22 protein-coding genes are annotated in these 19082 nt (G+C 68.2%); 13 read left to right on the top strand and 9 right to left on the bottom strand.

The annotated features are described in order from the left end of the window. The first annotated feature begins 112 nt into the window (after positions 1 to 112). Genes SNE35_RS03085 through SNE35_RS03045 form a run of 9 tightly spaced genes read left to right on the top strand, consistent with a single transcriptional unit; the run spans position 113 to position 11303 of the window. The gene (locus tag SNE35_RS03085) at positions 113 to 478 is read left to right on the top strand and encodes an ArsR/SmtB family transcription factor (protein ID WP_320421359.1); all 366 of its coding nucleotides are present in this window, start codon (positions 113 to 115) and stop codon (positions 476 to 478) included. A 2-nt stretch (positions 479 to 480) separates the two neighbouring features. Next, a complete protein-coding gene (gene soxC / locus SNE35_RS03080; RefSeq protein ID WP_320421358.1) occupies positions 481 to 1830 on the top strand; it encodes a sulfite dehydrogenase in 1350 nt (449 codons plus the stop codon). Next, a complete protein-coding gene (locus tag SNE35_RS03075; RefSeq protein ID WP_320421357.1) occupies positions 1814 to 2860 on the top strand; it encodes a c-type cytochrome in 1047 nt (348 codons plus the stop codon). The genes soxC and SNE35_RS03075 overlap by 17 nt, the downstream gene beginning before the upstream one ends. 39 nt (positions 2861 to 2899) lie before the next feature. Next, entirely contained in the window at positions 2900 to 3370 is a 471-nt protein-coding gene (gene soxY / locus SNE35_RS03070; protein WP_320421356.1) for a thiosulfate oxidation carrier protein SoxY, read from the top strand. Positions 3371 to 3406: 36 nt separating this feature from the next. Then, complete coding sequence (soxZ, locus tag SNE35_RS03065) at positions 3407 to 3718, top strand: thiosulfate oxidation carrier complex protein SoxZ (RefSeq protein WP_320421354.1); 312 nt, start codon at positions 3407 to 3409, stop codon at positions 3716 to 3718. Between the two features lie 31 nt (positions 3719 to 3749). Then, complete coding sequence (soxA, locus tag SNE35_RS03060; protein WP_320421605.1) at positions 3750 to 4547, top strand: sulfur oxidation c-type cytochrome SoxA; 798 nt, start codon at positions 3750 to 3752, stop codon at positions 4545 to 4547. Positions 4548 to 4563: 16 nt separating this feature from the next. Further along, positions 4564 to 5220, top strand: a complete 657-nt coding sequence (soxX, locus tag SNE35_RS03055) for a sulfur oxidation c-type cytochrome SoxX (RefSeq protein ID WP_320421353.1) — start codon at positions 4564 to 4566, stop codon at positions 5218 to 5220. Then, positions 5217 to 6968 carry a thiosulfohydrolase SoxB gene (gene soxB, locus SNE35_RS03050; RefSeq protein WP_320421352.1) on the top strand — a complete coding sequence of 584 codons (1752 nt, stop codon included), beginning with the start codon at positions 5217 to 5219 and terminating at the stop codon, positions 6966 to 6968. The genes soxX and soxB overlap by 4 nt, the downstream gene beginning before the upstream one ends. A gap of 30 nt (positions 6969 to 6998) precedes the next feature. Next, on the top strand, positions 6999 to 11303 hold the full coding sequence (locus tag SNE35_RS03045) for a DEAD/DEAH box helicase (protein WP_320421350.1): 4305 nt from the start codon (positions 6999 to 7001) through the stop codon (positions 11301 to 11303). Between the two features lie 7 nt (positions 11304 to 11310). Here SNE35_RS03045 and SNE35_RS03040 read toward each other — a convergent pair whose 3' ends face one another. Beyond that, positions 11311 to 12183 (bottom strand): hypothetical protein, encoded by an 873-nt coding sequence (locus SNE35_RS03040; protein ID WP_320421349.1) that lies wholly within the window; start codon positions 12181 to 12183, stop codon positions 11311 to 11313. A 6-nt stretch (positions 12184 to 12189) separates the two neighbouring features. Next, positions 12190 to 13101, bottom strand: coding sequence for a hypothetical protein (locus SNE35_RS03035; protein WP_320421348.1), 912 nt, complete (start codon positions 13099 to 13101; stop codon positions 12190 to 12192). A 94-nt stretch (positions 13102 to 13195) separates the two neighbouring features. Here SNE35_RS03035 and SNE35_RS03030 point away from each other — a divergent pair, with 94 nt between their 5' ends. From SNE35_RS03030 to SNE35_RS03020, 3 genes are read left to right on the top strand one after another with little or no spacing between them, the layout of a single operon-like run. Beyond that, the gene (locus SNE35_RS03030) at positions 13196 to 13717 is read left to right on the top strand and encodes an AraC family transcriptional regulator (protein WP_320421346.1); all 522 of its coding nucleotides are present in this window, start codon (positions 13196 to 13198) and stop codon (positions 13715 to 13717) included. Then, the gene (locus tag SNE35_RS03025) at positions 13714 to 14133 is read left to right on the top strand and encodes a VOC family protein (RefSeq protein ID WP_320421345.1); all 420 of its coding nucleotides are present in this window, start codon (positions 13714 to 13716) and stop codon (positions 14131 to 14133) included. The genes SNE35_RS03030 and SNE35_RS03025 overlap by 4 nt, the downstream gene beginning before the upstream one ends. A gap of 57 nt (positions 14134 to 14190) precedes the next feature. Then, positions 14191 to 14856 carry a hypothetical protein gene (locus tag SNE35_RS03020; protein ID WP_320421344.1) on the top strand — a complete coding sequence of 222 codons (666 nt, stop codon included), beginning with the start codon at positions 14191 to 14193 and terminating at the stop codon, positions 14854 to 14856. Here SNE35_RS03020 and SNE35_RS03015 read toward each other — a convergent pair. The 5 genes from SNE35_RS03015 to SNE35_RS02995 form a co-directional block, all read right to left on the bottom strand. Next, entirely contained in the window at positions 14816 to 15289 is a 474-nt protein-coding gene (locus SNE35_RS03015; RefSeq protein ID WP_320421343.1) for a DUF1810 domain-containing protein, read from the bottom strand. The two genes, SNE35_RS03020 and SNE35_RS03015, sit on opposite strands and share 41 nt — an antisense overlap. After that, positions 15282 to 15527, bottom strand: a complete 246-nt coding sequence (locus SNE35_RS03010) for a hypothetical protein (protein WP_320421342.1) — start codon at positions 15525 to 15527, stop codon at positions 15282 to 15284. Before SNE35_RS03010 ends, SNE35_RS03015 begins: the two co-directional genes overlap by 8 nt. Before the next feature lie 112 nt (positions 15528 to 15639). Beyond that, positions 15640 to 16044 carry a nuclear transport factor 2 family protein gene (locus SNE35_RS03005; protein WP_320421341.1) on the bottom strand — a complete coding sequence of 135 codons (405 nt, stop codon included), beginning with the start codon at positions 16042 to 16044 and terminating at the stop codon, positions 15640 to 15642. A 24-nt stretch (positions 16045 to 16068) separates the two neighbouring features. After that, positions 16069 to 16437: a DUF3592 domain-containing protein gene (locus SNE35_RS03000; RefSeq protein ID WP_431312701.1), complete on the bottom strand. Its 369-nt coding sequence runs from the start codon at positions 16435 to 16437 to the stop codon at positions 16069 to 16071. Between the two features lie 725 nt (positions 16438 to 17162). Next, on the bottom strand, positions 17163 to 17561 hold the full coding sequence (locus SNE35_RS02995) for a VOC family protein (RefSeq protein ID WP_320421339.1): 399 nt from the start codon (positions 17559 to 17561) through the stop codon (positions 17163 to 17165). Between the two features lie 4 nt (positions 17562 to 17565). Between SNE35_RS02995 and SNE35_RS02990 the strand changes: the two genes are divergently transcribed. Beyond that, positions 17566 to 17790 (top strand): hypothetical protein, encoded by a 225-nt coding sequence (locus tag SNE35_RS02990; protein WP_320421338.1) that lies wholly within the window; start codon positions 17566 to 17568, stop codon positions 17788 to 17790. 6 nt (positions 17791 to 17796) lie between these two features. Here the strand turns inward: SNE35_RS02990 and SNE35_RS02985 are convergent, their stop codons facing one another. Further along, on the bottom strand, positions 17797 to 18264 hold the full coding sequence (locus SNE35_RS02985; RefSeq protein ID WP_320421337.1) for a DUF4188 domain-containing protein: 468 nt from the start codon (positions 18262 to 18264) through the stop codon (positions 17797 to 17799). Between the two features lie 44 nt (positions 18265 to 18308). After that, on the bottom strand, positions 18309 to 18962 hold the full coding sequence (trhA, locus tag SNE35_RS02980; RefSeq protein ID WP_320421336.1) for a PAQR family membrane homeostasis protein TrhA: 654 nt from the start codon (positions 18960 to 18962) through the stop codon (positions 18309 to 18311). Positions 18963 to 19082: the final 120 nt, after the last annotated feature.

Below are 19082 nucleotides of genomic sequence, written 5' to 3'. Positions count from 1 at the left end.
CTGGCGTTTCAGTTTAGGAGCGGCCCGGATGCGGCCAGGCGAGATTCGGCCTCATCAGTGAGGGGTCCCCCTAGCTTGTGAATAATCAGTAATTACTTATATAGTGATTTTCATGCCCGATACCCCATCGCCGTCGATCCAGGCCGACCGGATCTACGAGATCGCCGCCGAGCTGTTCTCGCTGATGTCCACGCCGATGCGGCTGAAGATCATCAGTGCGCTGTGCAACGGCGAGAAGAGCGTCGGCGAGCTGCTCGCCGAGATTCCGACGACCCAGCCCAATATGTCGCAGCACCTGAGCCAGCTGTACCGCGCCGGCATCCTGGCGCGGCGGCGCGAGGGCCAGTCGATCGTCTACCGGGTGCAGAACGAGCGCGCCGTGGCGCTGTGCCGCGCGGTCTGCACGCAGATCGCGATCGAGATCGACGACCCGGAGGCCATGGAGCCCGCCGAACGCCTGATCCTGCCGAGGACTTGACGATGGATGCTTCCTCCGACACCTGCCCCGGCCGCCTGTTGCGCGCGCCCGAGAACCTGCTCTCGCGCGAGCAGCTCGCCGCGCCGCCCGCCGAGCGCCGCCGCTTCCTGCGCGGTGCTTTCGCGGCCGCCAGCGCAGCGATGGCCGCGGGCATCGCGCGCGCCGAGCCCGAGGGCGATGCCAACATCCTGAAGCTGCCGCCGCAGTCGCTGGCGCTGGGCCAGCCCGTCGCGCTGGAAGGCTACGGCAAGCCCTCGAAGTACGAGGCGAACCTGCAGCGCCGCCAGAGCCCGGGCCTCACGCCGACGCGCCAGGCCTCCGTCTCCTTCGCGCCGCTGCAGGGCCTGTTCGGCATCGTCACGCCCAGCGGCCTGCACTTCGAGCGCCATCACCAGGGCTGGTGGGACATCGATCCCAGCACCCATCGGCTGATGATCAACGGCAGCGACGAGAAGATGCTGAAGCGGGCGATGGTGTTCACGATGGACGAGCTGATGCGCCTGCCCAGCGTCTCCCGCTTTCACTTCATCGAATGCGGCGCCAACACCGGCATGGAGTGGGGCAACGTCGCGGTGCCCACGGTGCAGTACTCGCACGGCATGCTCAGCTGTAGCGAGTTCACCGGCGTGCGCCTGATCGACGTGCTGGAGATGTGCGGCGCCGATCGCAAGCGCGGCCGCTTCGTGCTGGCCGAGGGCGCGGACGGCTCGTCGATGACGCGCACGATACCGATGGAGCTGGTCGAGCGCGGCGACGTGCTGCTCGCCTACGGCCAGAACGGCGAGATGCTGCGGCCCGAGAACGGCTATCCGCTGCGGCTCGTCGTGCCGGGCGTGCAGGGCGTGTCCTGGGTCAAGTACCTGCGCCGCATCGAGGTGGGCGACATGCCCTATGCGACGAAGGACGAGGACGTCCACTACGTCGACCTGATGCCCGACGGCCAGCACCGCCAGTACACCTCGATCCAGGAGGTGAAGAGCGTCGTCACCACGCCCAGCGGGGGCCAGGTCTTGCTCGACAAGGGCTTCTACAGCATCAGCGGCCTGGCCTGGTCGGGTCGTGGCCGCATCAAGCGGGTGGACGTGTCGGTGGACGGCGGCCGCAACTGGCGCGAGGCCCAGCTGCAGGCGCCGGTGATGGACCGCTGCCTGACCCGCTTCAGCCTGCCCTGGACCTGGGATGGCAAGCCCGCGCTGGTGATGAGCCGCGCCACCGACGAGACTGGTCAGGTGCAGGCCACCTACCAGCAGATGCGCGCGGTGCGCGGACGCCGCTCGATCTATCACAACAACTCGATCCAGACCTGGCTCGTGCAGGAAAGCGGGGAGGTGAAGAATGTCCAGCTCAGCTAAGGCCCTGCTGGCGCTGGCGTTGCTCGGCACCACTGCTTTCGCTCAGGTGCCTAAATTTGAAGGAATAGGCCGCACCGCCACCCCCGCGGAGATCCAGGCCTGGGACATCGACGTCCGCCCCGATTTCAAGGGCCTGCCGCCCGGCCGCGGCACCGTCGCGCAAGGCCAGGACCTGTGGGAGGCCAAGTGCGCCGGCTGCCACGGCATCTTCGGCGAGTCGAACGAGGTCTTCAGCGCCCTCGTCGGCGGCACGACCAAGGACGACATCGCCACCGGCCACGTCAAGCGACTGCTCGATCCGTCCTTCCCGGGCCGCACGACCTTGATGAAGGTCTCGCACATCAGCACCTTGTGGGACTACATCCACCGCGCGATGCCCTGGACCGCGCCCAAGAGCCTGAAGCCCGACGAGGTCTACGCCGTCACCGCCTACCTGCTCTCGCTGGCCGACGTGCTGCCGGCCGACGGCGAGCTGTCCGACAAGAACATCGCCGAGGTCCAGCAGCGCCTGCCCAACCGCAACGGCAAGACCTGGGAGCATGACCTGTGGCCCGGCGCCGAGTTCAGCAAGGTCGCCAAGCCCGATGTCCAGGGCTCCACGTGCATGAAGGACTGCGCCACGGAGCCCAAGGTCGCCTCGCTGCTGCCCGACTTCGCGATGAGCGCGCACGGCAACCTCGCCCAGCAGCAGCGCCTGGTCGGCCCGCAGCGGGGCCTGGACACGCAGCCGCGTGCGAAGACCGAACCGGCCGTCGCATCCGCCGCACCTGCCGCCAACGTCAGCGCGCTGCTGAGCCAGCATGCCTGCCTGGCCTGCCACCAGATCGACAGCAAGGTCGTCGGCCCGGCATTCAAGGACGTGGCCGCCAAGTACAAGGACCGGCCCGATGCGCGCGACTACTTCGTCGCCCGCCTGAAGAGCGGCAGCGTCGGCATCTGGGGCAGCGTCCCGATGCCGGCGCAGGATGCGCTGCCGGCCGCCGACCTGACCGCGATCGCGAACTGGCTCGCGAACGGTGCCAAGCAGTAAGTGACAATTCACCTTGTTCCCCCGTTGGAGATGACCGTTATGAACCTCACCCTGAACCGTCGCGACCTGCTCAAGCACAGCGCTGCCGTCGCCGGTCTGCTGGCGGGCGCCGGCCTGCTGCCCCAACTGGCCCACGCCGAAGCCGTCAGCCAGGCGGCCTTCGCCGCCAAGTCAATGGACGAGCTGTACAAGGCACTGGGCATCGCCAAGCCGGTCGAAAGCCCGCTGGTCACGCTGACCGGCCCGGACATCGCCGAGAACGGCGCCGTCGTGCCGCTGGCCGTCGCCAGCACCGCGCCGAACGTCAAGCGCCTGCTGGTGCTGGTCGAGAAGAACCCCAACATCCTGACGGCCACCTTCGACGTCACCGAGTTCGTCGAGCCTTCGATGTCCACCCGCGTGAAGATGGGCCAGACGTCCAACGTCTACGCCGTGGCGATCACCAGCGACAACAAGGTGCTCTTCGCGCAAAAAGAGATCAAGGTCACCCTCGGTGGCTGCGGCGGCTGATCGGCCGGTCGACAAGTAACAGATTGGAGAATTGACATGGCAGATCCGATGCGAATCCGCGCCCAGGCGCAAGGCGGCAATGCGGTCGTGCGCGTGCTGATGGCCCACGAGATGGAAACCGGCCAGCGCAAGGATGCGAACGGCAAGACCATCCCGGCCTGGCACATCACCGACGTCAGTGCCCAGCTCAACGGCAAGACGGTGATGACGGCCCAGTGGGGCCCGGCGGTGTCCAAGAACCCCTTCCTGCAGTTCACCGTCAAGGGCGCCAAGGCCGGCGACAAGATCACCATCAACTGGGTGGACAACCACGGCGACAAGCGCACCGACGAAGCGACCGTGTCCTGATCGGCCCCGGCAACAAGGAGACAAGCCGATGATGCAGAAGACCCTGTTGGGAGTGGCGCTGGCCGCCGCGGCGCTGGCTGGCGCGCAGGCCCAGAATTCCACCGCCGACGGCATCGCCCAGTACCGCGCGATGCTGGCCGACGGCAATCCGTCCGAGCTGTTCGAGGCCAAGGGCGAGGACCTGTGGAAGCAGGCGCGCGGCCCCAAGAACGCCTCGCTGCAGCAGTGTGACCTGGGCAAGGGCCCGGGCGTCGTCAAGGGCGCCTTCGTCGAGCTGCCGCGCTACTTCGCCGACACCGGCCGCGTGCAGGACCTGGAATCGCGCCTCTTGACCTGCATGGAAACGCTGCAGGGCTTCGACGCCAAGGCCATCGCCGCCACGCCCTTCGGGAAGGGCGAGCAGTCGAACATCGAGGCCTACGTGGCCTGGATCTCGTCCGAGTCCGGCGGCCTGAAGTTCAACCTGCCGCAGTCGCACCCGGCCGAGAAGCAGATGTACGCCGTCGGCAAGAAGCTCTTCTACCTGCGTGCCGGCCCCTACGACTTCGCCTGCGCCACCTGCCACGGCGAGGAAGGCAAGCGCATCCGCCTGCAGGACCTGCCGGCCCTGTACAAGAACCCGGGCGACGGCGTGGGCTTCGCCTCCTGGCCGGCCTACCGCGTCTCCAGCGGCGAGCTGTGGAGCATGCAGCGGCGCCTGAACGACTGCTACCGCCAGCAGCGCTTCCCGTACCCCGGCTATGCGTCGGACGCCACGATCGCGCTGGCGACGTACATGGGCGTGAACAGCAAGGGCGCGGTCTCGGTCGCGCCCGCGATCAAGCGTTGAGGACGGAGAGCAGCCGATGAACAAGACCCACATTGCCATGGCCCTGGCAGCCAGCGCGGCCGCGCTCGTCCTGGCCGCCTGCGCCACGAGCTCTTCCGAACCCGACCCCGCCCAGGTCGACGCCGCCGCCCAGGCGATGCTGAAGACCTCGTTCCGCGAGCAGGGCATCGCCAAGCTCGACCGGCTCCAGCAGGACGAGATCCAGCAGGCCTGCTCCGGCGACAAGGCGCCGCCGGCGGCCGTCACGGCCAAGCTCGAAGCCGCCCAGATGGCCACCGTCAAATGGCCGGCCGACGGCAAGTACCTCGGCGACTGGAAGGAAGGCGAGAAGCTCGCGCAGAACGGCCGCGGCATGACCTGGACCGACAAGGCCGGCGAGCCCAGCGGCGGCAACTGCTACAACTGCCACCAGATCGGCAAGAGCGAGATCTCCTTCGGCACGATCGGCCCCAGCCTCTACCAGTACGGCAAGCTGCGCGGCGTCGCCGATCCTTCGGCCAAGGAATCGGAAGCGATCGTCAAGTACACCTGGGGCAAGATCTGGAACGCCAAGGCGACCAACGCCTGCTCCAACATGCCTCGCTTCGGCCACTTCGGCGTGCTGAACGAAAAGCAGGTGCAGGACCTGATGGCGCTGCTGCTCGATCCCAAGTCGCCCGTCAACACGCAGTGAGCCAGCTCAACCGGCGCGAGTTCGCGCAGCTGCTCGGCGCTGCGGCGGTGGCGGGCTTTGGCGCCCAGGCGCATGCCGCTGATGCAGACCGTTATGCCATGCCCGCGCCGTTCAAGGGCCCGGGCACCGGCAGCCTGCTGCACATGACCGACTGCCATGCGCAGCTGATGCCGCTGTACTTCCGCGAGCCCAGCGTCAACCTGGGCTTCGCGGACCAGAAGGGCCAGTTGCCGCACCTGGTCGGCGAGCCCTTGCTGAAGGCCCTGGGCCTGAAGCCGGGCACGCCGGAGGCCTATGCCTTCAGCTACCTCGACTTCGAGCGCGCGGCCCGGCGCTACGGCAAGGTCGGCGGCTTCGCGCACCTCGCCACCCTGGTCAAGCGCATGCGCGCGAGCCGCCCCGGCGCCTTGCTGCTGGACGGCGGCGACACCTGGCAGGGCTCGGCCACCTCGCTGTGGACCAATGCCCAGGACATGGTCGACGCCGCCAAGCTGCTGGGCGTGGACGTGATGACCGGCCACTGGGAGTTCACCTACGGCCAGGACCGCGTCAAGGAGATCGTCGACGGCGACTTCAAGGGCAAGATCGATTTCGTCGCCCACAACGTCAAGACCAACGACTTCGGCGATGACGTCTTCCCCGGCTACACGCTGAAGGAAATCAACGGCGTGCCGGTCGCGATCATCGGCCAGGCCTTCCCCTACACGCCGATCGCCAACCCGCGCTACATGGTGGCCGACTGGAGCTTCGGCATCCGCGAGCAGGAGCTGCAGCAGGTGATCGATGCGGTGAAGGCCAAGGGCGCGCAATTCGTCGTGCTGCTGAGCCACAACGGCATGGACGTGGACCTGAAGCTCGCCTCGCGCGTCAGCGGTCTCGACGTGATCCTCGGCGGCCACACGCACGACGGCATCCCCGTGCCCGTGCCGGTGAAGAACCGCGGCGGCCAGACCCTGGTCACCAACGCCGGCAGCAACGGCAAGTTCCTCGGCTTGCTGGACTTCAAGGTCGCCAAAGGCCGCGCCCCGGAGATCAGCTACCGGCTGCTGCCCGTGTTCGCCAATCTGCTGCCCGCCGATGCCGAGATGGACGCGCTGATCGCCAAGGTGCGCCAGCCCTTCGCCGCGCGCCTGGCCGAGCCGCTGGCCGTCACCGAGGGCCTGCTGTACCGCCGCGGCAATTTCAACGGCTCCTGGGACCAGCTGCTGTGCGATGCGCTGATGGACGTGCAGGACGCCCAGATCGCCTTCTCGCCCGGCTTCCGCTGGGGCACCAGCCTGCTGCCCGGCCAGACGATCACGCGCGAGTTCCTGATGGAGCAGACGGCCATCACCTATCCGCACACGACGGTGACGGAGATGACCGGCGAGACGATCAAGACCATCCTCGAAGACGTCGCCGACAACCTGTTCAACCCCGACCCCTACTACCAGCAGGGCGGCGACATGGTGCGCGTCGGCGGCCTGGCCTACACCTGCACGCCCGAGGCCAAGATGGGCGAGCGCATCACCGACATGCGGCTGGCCGGCAAGCTGATCGACGCCGGCAAGACCTACAAGGTGGCCGGCTGGGCGCCGGTCGGCGAGGACGCGGCCAAGGCCGGCACCAAGCCGGTGTGGGAACTGGCCGAGGACTGGCTGCGCGCCAAGGCGGGTTCCGCTGCTAACGGCCAGCCTGGACGCATCCCCACGCGTCGCATCAACACGCCCAAGCTGATCGGTGCCGACGGGAACCCCGGCATCGCCTGATGTCATGGTGCCGGCGGCATACTGCCGGCCATGAGTAGCAAGGAAGGCAAATCGCCGATCGGTTTCACGACGCTGGGAGGCCGACAGCTGGGTACGCGCGAGGAACTGCTCGCCGAGTTGCGCCGCCTGCGCGGCGAAGACGCCGAGGACGCGCCGGCACCGGCGAGCGTGGCGCCGCCGCCGGAGGCCGATCTCCAGGCGGTGCAGGATGCGCTGCTGCTGATCGGCGGCATCCGCGGCGCCGCCGGCCTCGCGCTGTGGCTGGAAGCCGTGGAAGTGCGCAGCGAGGAGAGCGGCAAGCCCTTGCGCTCGGCCCAGGTCACGGCCTGCCTGCGCGAGCTGGTGCGCCAGGGGCGCGCCTACAACACCACCAGCGGTACCTACGAGATCGACCTGGCCGACCATGCCGAGCGGCTGGAAACCCTGCTGCTGCGACCCGAGGCCAAGCGCTGGTGGCTGCTGCTGGGCAACCTGATCGGCGGCGGCCACGGGCCCGAGGACCGGCTGCCCTACTGGATGAGCTACCGCGGCGAGGCCGAGCGCCTGGCGCTGCTGCGCCTGATGCTGTACTCCCGTGTCGACGGGCCGACGCTGCGCCAGCGCATCGCCCAGAGCGCTCACCCGGTCGGCACGCCGCCGGAGCTGGTCGACGTGCTGCTGCACCCGTGGATGCCGCGCGCCGTCGAGGCGATGGACCCCGAGCTGCGAGACGAGACGCTGAGCCAGGCGCTGGACCTGCTGCCGCCCGGCGACCCGCGGCTGGTGCCGGTGCGCCGCTGGCTTCACGAGCTTGCGAAGTCGCGGCCCGAATCGCTGCAGCCGGCCCTGCTCACGCGGCTGGCCGAGGCCAGCCTGCTGGCGCTGGACCTGCCCGGCGCGCGCACGCTGATGCAGGGCATCGAAGGCCCGCTGCAAGCCATCATCGATGCGGCGGAACGCACGCAGCGCGGCGAGTGGGTTACCGCCGCGTCGAGCTTCGAGGCGGCACTGAAGCAGGCACGCCAGCTCGGCGGCTCGCGCCGCGGCGCGCTGCGGCCCGAGGTGTCGCGCCTCTATCTCGTCAGCCTGCTGGCCCAGCCCGATCCCAAGGCCTGGCTGGCGGCGCGCAAGTACAGCATCGGCGAGTCCGGCTCGCGCAACCCATCGCCGCGCGAGCGCTGGGGCCTGTGGGCCCACGTGATCGGCGTGCGCCTGGGTGAGGAGGCGCTGGAGCCGGGCCTGTTCGATTTCCAGAGCGGCTTCGAGTCGCGCGAGGCGATCACCGAGCTGGTGGCCGACCTGTTGCTGCTCGCCGCCTGGCTGGGCAAGCCCGCGCCCGGCTGGGACCACGCGATGGTGCAGCAACTGGGCGAGCGGCTCGTGCGGGCCGAACAGCTGTGGCACGCGGCCCTGCTGGCGCAGGCGGCCGAGCGGCTGGAACTCGGCCCGCTGGCGATCGACCTGCACGGCAATGCGCCGCCGGTGAGCTTCCTGGGGGCGCAGCGCGAGCCCTGGCGCGATGCGCTGGCCGCCATCGCCGCGCTGGGCGACGAGGGGCAGACCTTGCCCGGCAAGGCCACCAGCCTCGACCTGGCCTGGCAGCTGACGCTGGACGGCGAGCACCGCGTGCTCGACCTGGAGCCGCTGGAGCGCAGCACCGGCACCCGCGGCGCGGCGAAGTTCAAGCCCATTTCGCTGTCCAAGCTGAAGAAGGGCGCCGGCGGCGCAACACCGCAGGACAACGCCGTGCTGCGCCACATCGAGCGGGCGCCCTGGGGCGGCGTCAACAGCTGGCAGCTGGACGTGGCATCGGCCGCGCAGGCGCTGGTGGGCCACCCGGCCGTGATGTTCGCCGACGCGCCGGGCGTCTGGGTCGAGCTGAGCGAGGCGCAGCCGGAGCTGGAGGTGCAGCGCCGCCCGGGCGATGAGGACGGCAATGGGGGCAAGGACCAGTTCGTCTTCCGCATCGAGCCGCCGCTGATCGCCACCGCGCCGATGTCGCTCAGCTACTTCCCCGGCCGCGACGAGAACGAGGCCGAGAAGCGCAACGCCTTCCGCATCGTGCGCGACGGGCCGCAGCAGGCGCGGCTGATCCGCATCGGCCCCGCGCAGCGCCGCGTGGCCGAGCTGGTCGCCCAGGGCTGGTCCGTGCCCGCGGACGCCACGGCCGAGCTGGGTGCCGCGCTGCAGGTGCTCAGCGGCCATTTCCAGCTGCACAGCGATGCCGCGGCCGGCCAGCAGGTGCCGGGCGACAACCGCCTGCATGCGCGCCTGGTGCCGCTGGGCGACGGCCTGCAGCTGCAGCTGGTGGCGCAGCCCTTCGGCAACTTCGGCCCGGCCGTCACGCCGGGGCAGGGTCGTGCCCGGCTGATGTGCATGCACGAAGGCCTGAGCCTGGCGACCGAGCGTGACCTGGCCGCGGAACGCGAGCACCGCCGCGCGGTCATCGAGGCGCTGCCCTTTCTCGACCCCGAGCAGGCGCCCGCGTCGGCCTGGCTGCTGGCCGATGCCGAGGAGGCGCTGCGCGCCGTCGAGCTGCTGCCCGCACTGCCCGGCGTCGCCGCGCTGGACTGGCCCAAGGGCAAACCGCTGCGGGTGAAGCCGGTGGAGAGCGCAGCCTTGAGCGTCAACGTCAGCAGTGGGCGCGACTGGCTGGCGGTGGACGGCGAACTGGCCGTCGACGAACAGCGCGTGCTGAACCTGCAGCAGCTGATCAAGCTCGCGCGCGACTCCAAGAGCCGCTTCGTCCGCATGGGCGAGGGCGACTACCTCGCGCTCAGCGAACAGCTGCGCCAGCAGCTGCGTGACCTCGATGCGCTGGCTGTCGCGCGCAAGGATCAGCTGCAGCTCCCGCTGGCCGCCGCCTCGTGGCTGGACGACACCCTGGACGGCATGGCGCTGGAAGGCGACAAGCCCTGGCTGGCGCGCATGGATGCGCTGGCCGAAGCCGGCGCGCTGCGCCCCCAGGTGCCCGCCGGCCTGCGCGCCGAGCTGCGCAGCTACCAGGCCGAGGGCTTCTGCTGGATGAGCCGCCTGGCCGCCGCCGGCCTCGGCGCCTGCCTGGCCGACGACATGGGCCTGGGCAAGACGGTGCAGACGCTGGCGCTGCTGGTGGCCCGCGCCGATACCGGCCCCGCGCTGGTGCTGGCGCCGACCTCGGTGTGCGGCAACTGGCTGGCCGAATGCGGCGTCTTCGCGCCCGGGCTGCGCGCCACGCTCTACGGCGACGAGCCCGACCGCGCCGCCCAGATCCAGCGCATGGGCCCGGGCGACGTCTTGATCGCCTCCTACGCGCTGGCCCAGATCGACGCCGAGCTGTTCGCGCCGCTGGACTGGGGCACGCTGGTGATGGACGAGGCGCAGGCGCTGAAGAACGCGGCGACCAAGCGCGCCAAGTCGGTGGCCGAGTTCAAGGCCGGCTTCCGGCTGGCGCTGTCGGGCACGCCGGTCGAGAACCGGCTGTCGGACCTGTGGTCGATCATGAACCTGATCAACCCGGGCCTGCTCGGCACGGCGGCCCAGTTCGCCGAGCGCTTCGCCACGCCGATCGAGCGGCAGCAGGACCCGGCCGCCCGCCAGCGCCTGCGCCGGCTGGTCTCGCCCTTCCTGCTGCGGCGGACCAAGTCCCAGGTGCTGCAAGACCTGCCCCCGCGCACCGAGATCGTCCACCTGGTGCAGCCGAGCCTCGAGGAGAAGCACTTCCTCGAGGCGCTGCGCCGCAGCGCGCAGGAGGCGGTCGTCGATGCCGACGGCCAGCCCGCGCCGATGCAGGTGCTGGCCGAGCTGATGCGGCTGCGCCGCGCGGCCTGCGACCCGCGCCTCGTCGCGCCGGAGCTGGGCCTCGTCGGCAGCAAGCTGGCCGAGTTCGAACGCATCGTGCGCGAGCTGGTGGACGGCTCGCACAAGGCGCTGGTCTTCAGCCAGTTCACCGACTACCTGGGCCTGCTGGCCGAGCGGCTCGACGCGATCGGCCTGCCTTACCAGTACCTCGACGGCAGCACGCCCGCCGCCGAGCGCACGAAGCGCGTCGCGGCCTTCCAGCGCGGCGAGGGCGAGGTCTTCCTGATCAGCCTGAAGGCCGGCGGCTTCGGCCTGAACCTGACGATGGCCGACTACGTGCTGATCGTCGACCCCTGGTGGAACCCCGCCGCCGAGGACCAGGCCACCGGCCGCGCGCACCGCATGGGCCAGCAGCGCCCGGTGACGGTCTACCGGCTCGTCACCGCCGGCTCGATCGAGGAGAGCATCATCGAGCTGCACCGCGACAAGCGCGGCCTGGCCGAGGGCGTGCTGGAAGGCCAGGAAGAGGCGTCAGTGCTGGACGCGAAGGCGCTGGCCGAGCTGCTGCGGGGCTGAGCCTGGCTCAGCGCAGGAAGTAGGCCTGCGGAATCGCGCGGAACTCGGGGCTCAGGTCCGGGTTGTCGATCCGCAGCTTCAGCGCCGCCGCCCCGCGCTTGGCCGCCTCGGCGTAGCCGGGGTCGGCGAGCAGCAACTGCTGCGCGCGGCCGCTGATGAAGGCCTTGCGCAGGCCGGTGTCGATCAAGTCGTGCAGCACGGTGTCCGTCTTGCGCGTGAAGAAAAGGCGGCCGAAGGGGTAGACGATGGCGACGCCCGGCGTGACCTCCAACGTGTCCGGTGCGGAGGCGTAGCGGCGCATCAGGTCGTAGGCCTCGTCCATGCCCAGCGGCAGGTAGTCGAAGCGGCCGGCCTCCAGGCTGTGGAACAGCGAGTCGAGCTGCGGGAAGGTGCGCACGTTCAGCCCCGCGTGGCGCAGGATTTCGGCGTCGGGCCAGCCCAGGCCCTGGCCGGCGACGAAGCGGCGGAGCTCGTCGATCGAGCGCACGTTCTCGAAGGCAGCGCGGTCCGCCCGGCGGATCACGAGCAGGCGCCAGCCGTTCAGCCCGCGGTCGATCGGCAGGAAGATGGGGGCGTAGCGCTGCTCGAACTCCGGCGTGCTGCCGAAGTCGATCACATCGGCCTCGCCGTTCTCCAGCAGCGCGCGCACGCGCGCTGGATTGGCCGCATCGGGCAGCAGCTCGATCCGGTAGGCCCTGCCGCAGCCGGACAGGGCCAGATCGAGCATGCGGTAGCCGAGGCCGCGCGGGCCCATGCCGTTGATGTTCGGGTAGCGGACGACGAGCGGCGCCTGGGCGGCAGACGGTGCTGCAGGAGGTGCCGCGCGCAGTACGCCGCCCGACAGTGCGAGCGACAACGCGGCGAAGTCGCGCCGGCGCATCGGCCCTCAGCCCTGCGTCGGCTGCTGCAAGGCCCGCAGCGTCGCGCGCAGCGCCGGGTGGTACTGCTCCGGCGCCAGGCCGCGCAGCTCGGCCGGCAGCCAGGGATTGGGCAGGCCGATCAGCGTCTTCGGCAGGGGGCGCTTGCCCGTCAGCACCGGGCCGATGCCCGGCGTGTGTTCCAGCAGCGCCGCCAGCGAGCCGTCTTCGCGCGCCGCCTTCAGGCCGCGCAGCAGCGCCGCCTGCAGCGCCGTGTTGCCGCGGGTCAGGAAGAAGATGCGGGGATAGGGGTAGAACAGCCCGACGCCCTCGTCGACCTGCACGTCCGGCGCTTGATCCCGCTCGCGCTCCAGGATCGCGTGCGCTTCGTCGCAGCCCAGCGGCAGCAGGTCGAAGCGCCGCCCCTGCAGCATGCGCAGCAAGCTGGAGAAATCGGCCTCCTCGACGCGCAGGCCCGCGTTGCGCAGGATGCGGCCGTCGGTCCAGTCGAAGCCCTGGCCGAACACGAAGCCGCGCAGGTCCTCGACACGGCGCACGCCGCGCAGGCGATGCAGCACCTCGCGCCGGCCCAGCAGCATCCGGCAGCCGGCCAGGCCGAAGTCGATCGGCACCGGCACCAGGTCCACCCGCTCGGGAGAGCGGCCCGCGCTGGAGTTGTCTACCACGTCGACCCGGCCCTGCTGGAGCGCCTGCCAGGCCGCCTTGTTGGACATCAGCGCATCGCCCACCTGCAGCTCATAGGGCTGGCCCGCGTGCTGCAGCGCCAGCCCCAGCACGCGGTAGCCGAAGGCCTGCTCGGGCCGCTCCAGCATGCGCGGGTAGATCACGCGCAGCGGCTTGTCCTCCGTGGCCATGCCGACCACGGGGGCCAGCGCGGCACTGGCCAGCAGCCTGCGACGGGCGAGGAAACGGGGGCTCATCTTGTCTCGGCTGCACGGGGGAGGGCAGTCGATCATACGGGCCTAACGCGACGCTTCGACGGCAGCTGCCGCACGGGCGGCATACTTCGCCGCCGTGAGCACGAAGCTGCAAACCCCGTCCTCGCCATCGCCCGAAGTGCTGCGCCGCCTGCTGCGCGCCAAGGACCGCATGGACGCCGCCTCGCACGAGGCCTGGCCGGTGGCGCGGCTGGCCAGCGTCAGCGGCGTGTCGGAGGCGCACTTCTCCCGCTCGTTCCGCCAGGCCTTCGGCCTGCCGCCGCACCGCTACCTGCTGACGCGCCGGATCGAGCGGGCCAAGCTGCTACTGCGCGAGACCGCGCTGCCGATCACCGAGATCGCCTTCCAGACCGGCTGGGCCAGCCTCGGCACCTTCGGCCGCGTGTTCCGCGACGTCACCGGAGAAAGCCCCGGCGAGCTGCGCGAGCGCGAGCAGCTCGCCGCGCTGGTGCACGACTTCGGCCGCATGCCCGGCTGCCTGCTCAGCGCGGCGCAGCGGCCCGACCTGACGACAGCAGTTTCGGAGAAGCGCCGCAACGGCGAGGCCGAAACAATGAACTCCATCGACAACACAACGACGAAGGAGAAACGACGATGACTCAAGCGACGACTCAGGGCATTCAAGTGGCAGGCATCTACGTCCGCGACCAGGACGAGGCACTGGCCTTCTACACCGAGCGCGTGGGCTTCCAGGTACACACCGACGTGCGCAACGGCGACTACCGCTGGCTCACCGTGCGCCACCCCGACCAGCCCGACTTCCAGCTCGGCCTGTTCCGCCCCGGCCCGCCGCTGCACGACGAGGCCACCACACAGACGCTGCAGCAGATGGTCGCCAAGGGCGCGATGCCGCCGCTGGTGCTGCAGGTCGACGACTGCCGCGCCGCCTGCGAGCGCATGCGCACCCACGGCGTGGAGTTCACGCAGGAGCCGACGGAGCGCTACGGCACGGTCGACGCGGGCTTCCGCGATCCGTCGGGCAATGGGTGGAAGGTGATCCAGGCGCGGCGCTGACGGCTGCCCGTAAGATCCGGCACGCTGAATTTCAGCGTTAGCACGGGATCATTCACGATGCACGTCGAGCCGCCGGGCCACGCCCCGCAGACCCTGAAGGAATTCGGAACCCACTACCTGATGATCGTGCTGGGCATCCTCACCGCGATCGGGATCGAGCAGGGCGTGGAAACGATCCACCACAACCATCTGGCGCATCAGGCCACCGAGCACATCGAGGAGGAACTGCAAGCCAACCTCCAGCAGGCGCGCGAGACGCTGGCACAGAACCGCCAGCGCTTGACCGAGTTGCAGGCGATCCAGGAGGCGGTGATCCGCGACGTGCAGCAGAAGGACGACTCGCTGGCGACATTTGCCGAGCGACTCAAGGCTGTGCATGTCGGCGCGGCGACCCCGGTGCTGCGGCGCGACGCCTGGGACGCCGCGATCGCCAGCCAGGCGCTCAGCTACCTGGACCCGGCGCTCGTGCGGCGCTTCTCCGAGGGCTACAGCGCGCAGCGCGACACGATGCAGACGATCCTCACGACCTTCGCGCTCGGCAACTGGCCGGGGCAGATCCAGAACGTCAGTGTGGATGCCAAGCTCGGCAAGGTCGACCAGCCGGCATTCCTGAAGGCGCTGGCCGCCTACCAGCTGGCGCTGTCGGCCATCAGCAGCAACGAGCACGAACTGGAGCAGGCTTTCAGCGCGGCGCTGGGGAGCCCGGGGAAGGCGCCGCACTGACGAGCAGGCGCAGGCTCGCGTCGTCCGGCTGACCGTCGTAGAACCTGTCCAGCGCGGTGCGGAACAACGGCTCCGTACCGCCGGCTGCGCAATCGAACAGGGTCAGGCAAGACTGGAACTTGCGCGCATCAATGCCACCCAGCACTTGCTCGGCCGAGGTGCCCGCATCGAGCGCGTTCATCGCCGCCACGCACTCGCGCAGCCGCGCGCCGAGCAGCGGGTGCGCGAGATAGGCCTTTGCCTCATCCAGCGACTGGACCGCATAGCGCTTGGCCATCGGGCTCGTGCCCAGGCCGGCCAACTGCGGGATCACGTACCAGCTCCAGTGCGTCGTCTTGCGTCCCGCCCGAAACTCGGCCAGCGCGTCCTCGTAGTTGCGAGCCTGCGCGTCGACGAAACGCTGCAGGTCGAAAGGATCGAGGGCCTCAGTCACCCCAGCGCCATCTTGGTGGTTCGCCCTTGAGATAGCACACGCCCACGAAGGCAGCGGTGCAGCCAAGGACGACGGTGGCGAAACCCTCGGGATGCGTAGCCGGCGGGAAGATGGCGACGCCGATGACGACGAGCGCGACGTACAAGGCCAACGCCACCCATCCCTGCCAGACGAGCGGAAGGCCCCAGCCCCAGCCGTATCTCTTCATCGGAAACCAATAGCGTCCTGCTTGACTCATCAGCGATCTCCAAAGTTCACAACCGCAGTACTTGCGATGGCAAGCCGACGGTAGCCCTTGGGGGATAAGCGAAGCATAAGTGTGGCCGCCGCTACGCTGTGTTGCGGGAGCCCTAAGCTGCTACGGGATCGTCGACGCCCGCCCACTTGAGCGCGTCCTGCCGTTCGCCGAAGGACAGGTACTCCGTGATCCTGCCGTTGCGGAACACGAAGCCATCGGCAAACCGCCCGCCCATCCACTCGGTCTCGCCGTGCAGGCGCACCCAGGCATGCAGGTACACGACGACCTTGTCTCCGTTGACCAGGTAACGCTCGGGCTCGCAAGTTCCCTCAGCCCAAGTCCCACGCCCCTTGCGAACGTGCTCTTGGACCTCGGCGATGCCGCGATAGGTGCCGGCGGTTGGAAAGCCTTCGGGCTCGACGCGAACGATCGCCGGATCGAAGTCCCGCGTGATCGCATCCATGTCGTTGCGATTGATGGCGGCGAAGAAGCGTGTCAGGGCTTCGATGTTGGTCATCGGGTCGGTCCTCGCGTGCGAACGCTAAACACTGACCACGTTGCCCTTTGCGGCGCGTCGATACAAGAAGATGCCCATGGAAAAGAAGAAGAGAAATCCGATCAGAAAGGGCGGCCCATGAGACAGGAAGCCTGGCGATAGGCGCCCCGGTAGCAGAACCGACGACTGAGGGGATGTCGGGTCGTATCGGACAGGAATGCCAACGGTCATGCCGGCCGCCATCGCCTGCAATTCGTGTTCGTCCCCGCTCCAGCGATCCCCAAAGGCGAGTCGAGATCCGACGAACTCCTGATCTACGACTTGGTATCGATAGACGACTTCCAGGAAGTACCTTCCGCTGCTTCGCCCATGGCCCTTGACCACCGCGGCCTCAATCCGAGAGACCGTCGTCATCGGCCATTCCCGCGATAGCCGGGAGTCGATGTAGTCAGCCACAACCCAATGCAGAAATAGCAAAGGTATGAACGAGCCCGCGATGAGCAACAGGGCCGTCAACTTCCCAGGCGGTTCGCGGGATGACCGACCGTTCATAGTCCACGACGGTGCAGTTTATGGCGCATTTGCTTCCGCGCCGATGGGTTGAAGCACGGACATCATTCCCTGCGCGCCGAACTCACTCATCTCCGTCCATCGTCGAGCCCCGATCGGAGTCTCCGTGGGCGTAAATATCGGTACGATTCCCGCTCCCGTTGGCCCGAAGCCGGTGCTGACGGAGCTCTTGGATGGCACAGAAGAATAGAGAAACCGACGTTCACCCGCGGCCAGCCTGACTACCGCCGGAGCCGATGGAGTGGACGTCTTTGGTGAAGTCGCCAGCAACTCGTGTTGCCCAGGCTCGAGTGCAATGGCAGTGAAGGTCTCCGTGCTCAGTAGCGCAGTCCGGACGCCGTCGACACTGACGACAAGATCGAGCGGTTCGCGGGGAATTCTCAGCAGATACAAAACTGCCTTGCCCGGCTGGGGTGTGATCAGCGGTCGCGGGTCGGGCAGTCGAAGCGGTCCGTGGTCGACGGCGCAGCCGGTGATGCCGAGAGCGAGAAGTTGCCAAGCTGTTCTGCGATACATGGTTATCAATCCTTGCGAGCGGAGCAGTGCAGGTATTCCGATTGAACGAAATGCTAGCCCGCGCTGTTGATAACCGCCTCGATGCGATGACCGTCCGGATCGATGACGAAGCAGGCGTAGTAGTTCGGGCCGTAGTCGGGCCTGGGTCCGGGGCCGCCGTTGTCAGTGCCCCCATTCAGCAACGCCTGCCTGTGGAACTCATGCACCGAGTTTCGATCCGGTGCCGCGAATGCAAGGTGAAAGCCGTGGCCTTCGCTGGCTGAAGATCTGCTCGCCTGCTTGATGCAGAACTTGTCACCTTGTCCTTCAAGACCATAGCCGACGGCCTGGTCTTCGTCTCCCGGACACAAGTCTTCGAAGACTCTCACGTATCCGAGCGCCGCCAATGTCTTGTCGTAGAACTTCGCGGCGCGCTCAATGTCGGTGACGGCGAAGGAGATGTGATGAAGCATATGCATGTTTTCGGAAGCCCGCCGCAGAAAGATGCTCAGGGACCGGTGGATAGATTCCCGCGGTCAGAAAACCTTCGGGCTCGATTCGAACGATCGCCGGATCGAAGTCCCGCGTGATCGCGTGCATGTCGTTGCGATTGAAGGCAGCGAAGAACCGAGCCAGGATTTCGACATGGGGATTCATGGTGGCGTTGTGCGCAGCGCGATGCGTTCTACGGGATGCGCCTGACTGCAATCACCCGGCATTCATTCTGCTCGTGGCCGATTGCAGGCCCTCTCGTGCCTCCACCAGCGGTCCCACCTTGCCTAGGCCAAACGGGGACATGTTGACGTAGACGTTCTCGTACGTCCCGGCGGCGGCCTTGTAGGTCTCATGCCAGATCCCCACGGCGCCATCGGTGCCGATGGCCTTGTTGAAACGCTGCCAAGCCGGGAGATGCTCTGATGACCGGGCTTTGGCATAGTCCAATAGCAGGTCCATGCTCCGCCAGTACTGCACCAGAATGATCGTCTTCGAGAACCACATCTCGTGGCTGAGCAGGCCGAGCTGAGGCTGCCGATAAAGCTCCTTCAGCATCCGGGGCATGGCCTGGGCAACCGGCAGCCATTTGTGGACGTGCAGCGGCTTGTTGATGCGCATGCCGATGAGGAATACGACGAAGTCTCCGTCGGGGCGAGATGTCATTCGGGCGTTGTGGAGCATCTCGAGGTCACCTCTCTAGGGCCGGATATGCCGAGGGCTCGCCTTCAGATCGCGTACCACAGCACGGCGAAGAAATGGCAGAGGCTTCCGGCCATGACGAACAGATGCCACACCGCATGCGCGTAGCGAATGCGGTTGTCCAGCAGGAAGACCGCCGCCCCCGCGGTATAGGCAACGCCGCCTGCGACCAGCCAGGCCATGCCCTGCGAAGGCATCACTGCCAGCAAAGGCTTCAGGGCGACCAGAACGATCCAACCCATGGCGACGTACAAGCCCGTCGACCAATAGGGATGGCTCAGTCGATTGAAGAGCTTCGCCGCGACCCCGATGGCGGCAATTCCCCAAGTGAGGCCGAACAAGGTCCAGCCCCATCCACCGCGCAGGACGCCGAGCGCGAAGGGCGTGTAGCTGCCTGCGATGAACAGGTAGATCGCTGAATGATCCAGGCGGTTGAGCCAGCGCTTGGCGGTCCCTTGTGGCAGCGCGTGATAGAGCGCAGACACGGAATACAGCAGGATCATCGTCGCGGCGAACAGGCAGACGGCGACCACGTTGATGGCCGTTCCATGGGTCGCAGCGAAGTACACAAGAATGGGCAACGCAGCGACCGCCAGTGCCGCGCCCAGGCCATGGCTGACAGCATTGGCAATTTCCTCTCCCAGACTCTGGGGGCGATCGATGGTGATGTTCGACTTCATGCGGACGATTGTGCACGTGGCGCTGGCACGCTATGGCCGAACTGAATCTGGCCGTGGGACTTGAGCGGACGAGGCCGCAGCGACGGCCTATCTGTGATCCTGCGGCCTCATGCGAAATTC

Origin of the sequence: Roseateles agri, assembly GCF_034043675.1 — a bacterium.
Classification (GTDB): domain Bacteria; phylum Pseudomonadota; class Gammaproteobacteria; order Burkholderiales; family Burkholderiaceae_C; genus KK5.
The sequence above is the reverse complement of the archived record's forward strand: the minus strand, read 5'-3'. Positions and strand labels throughout refer to the sequence as shown.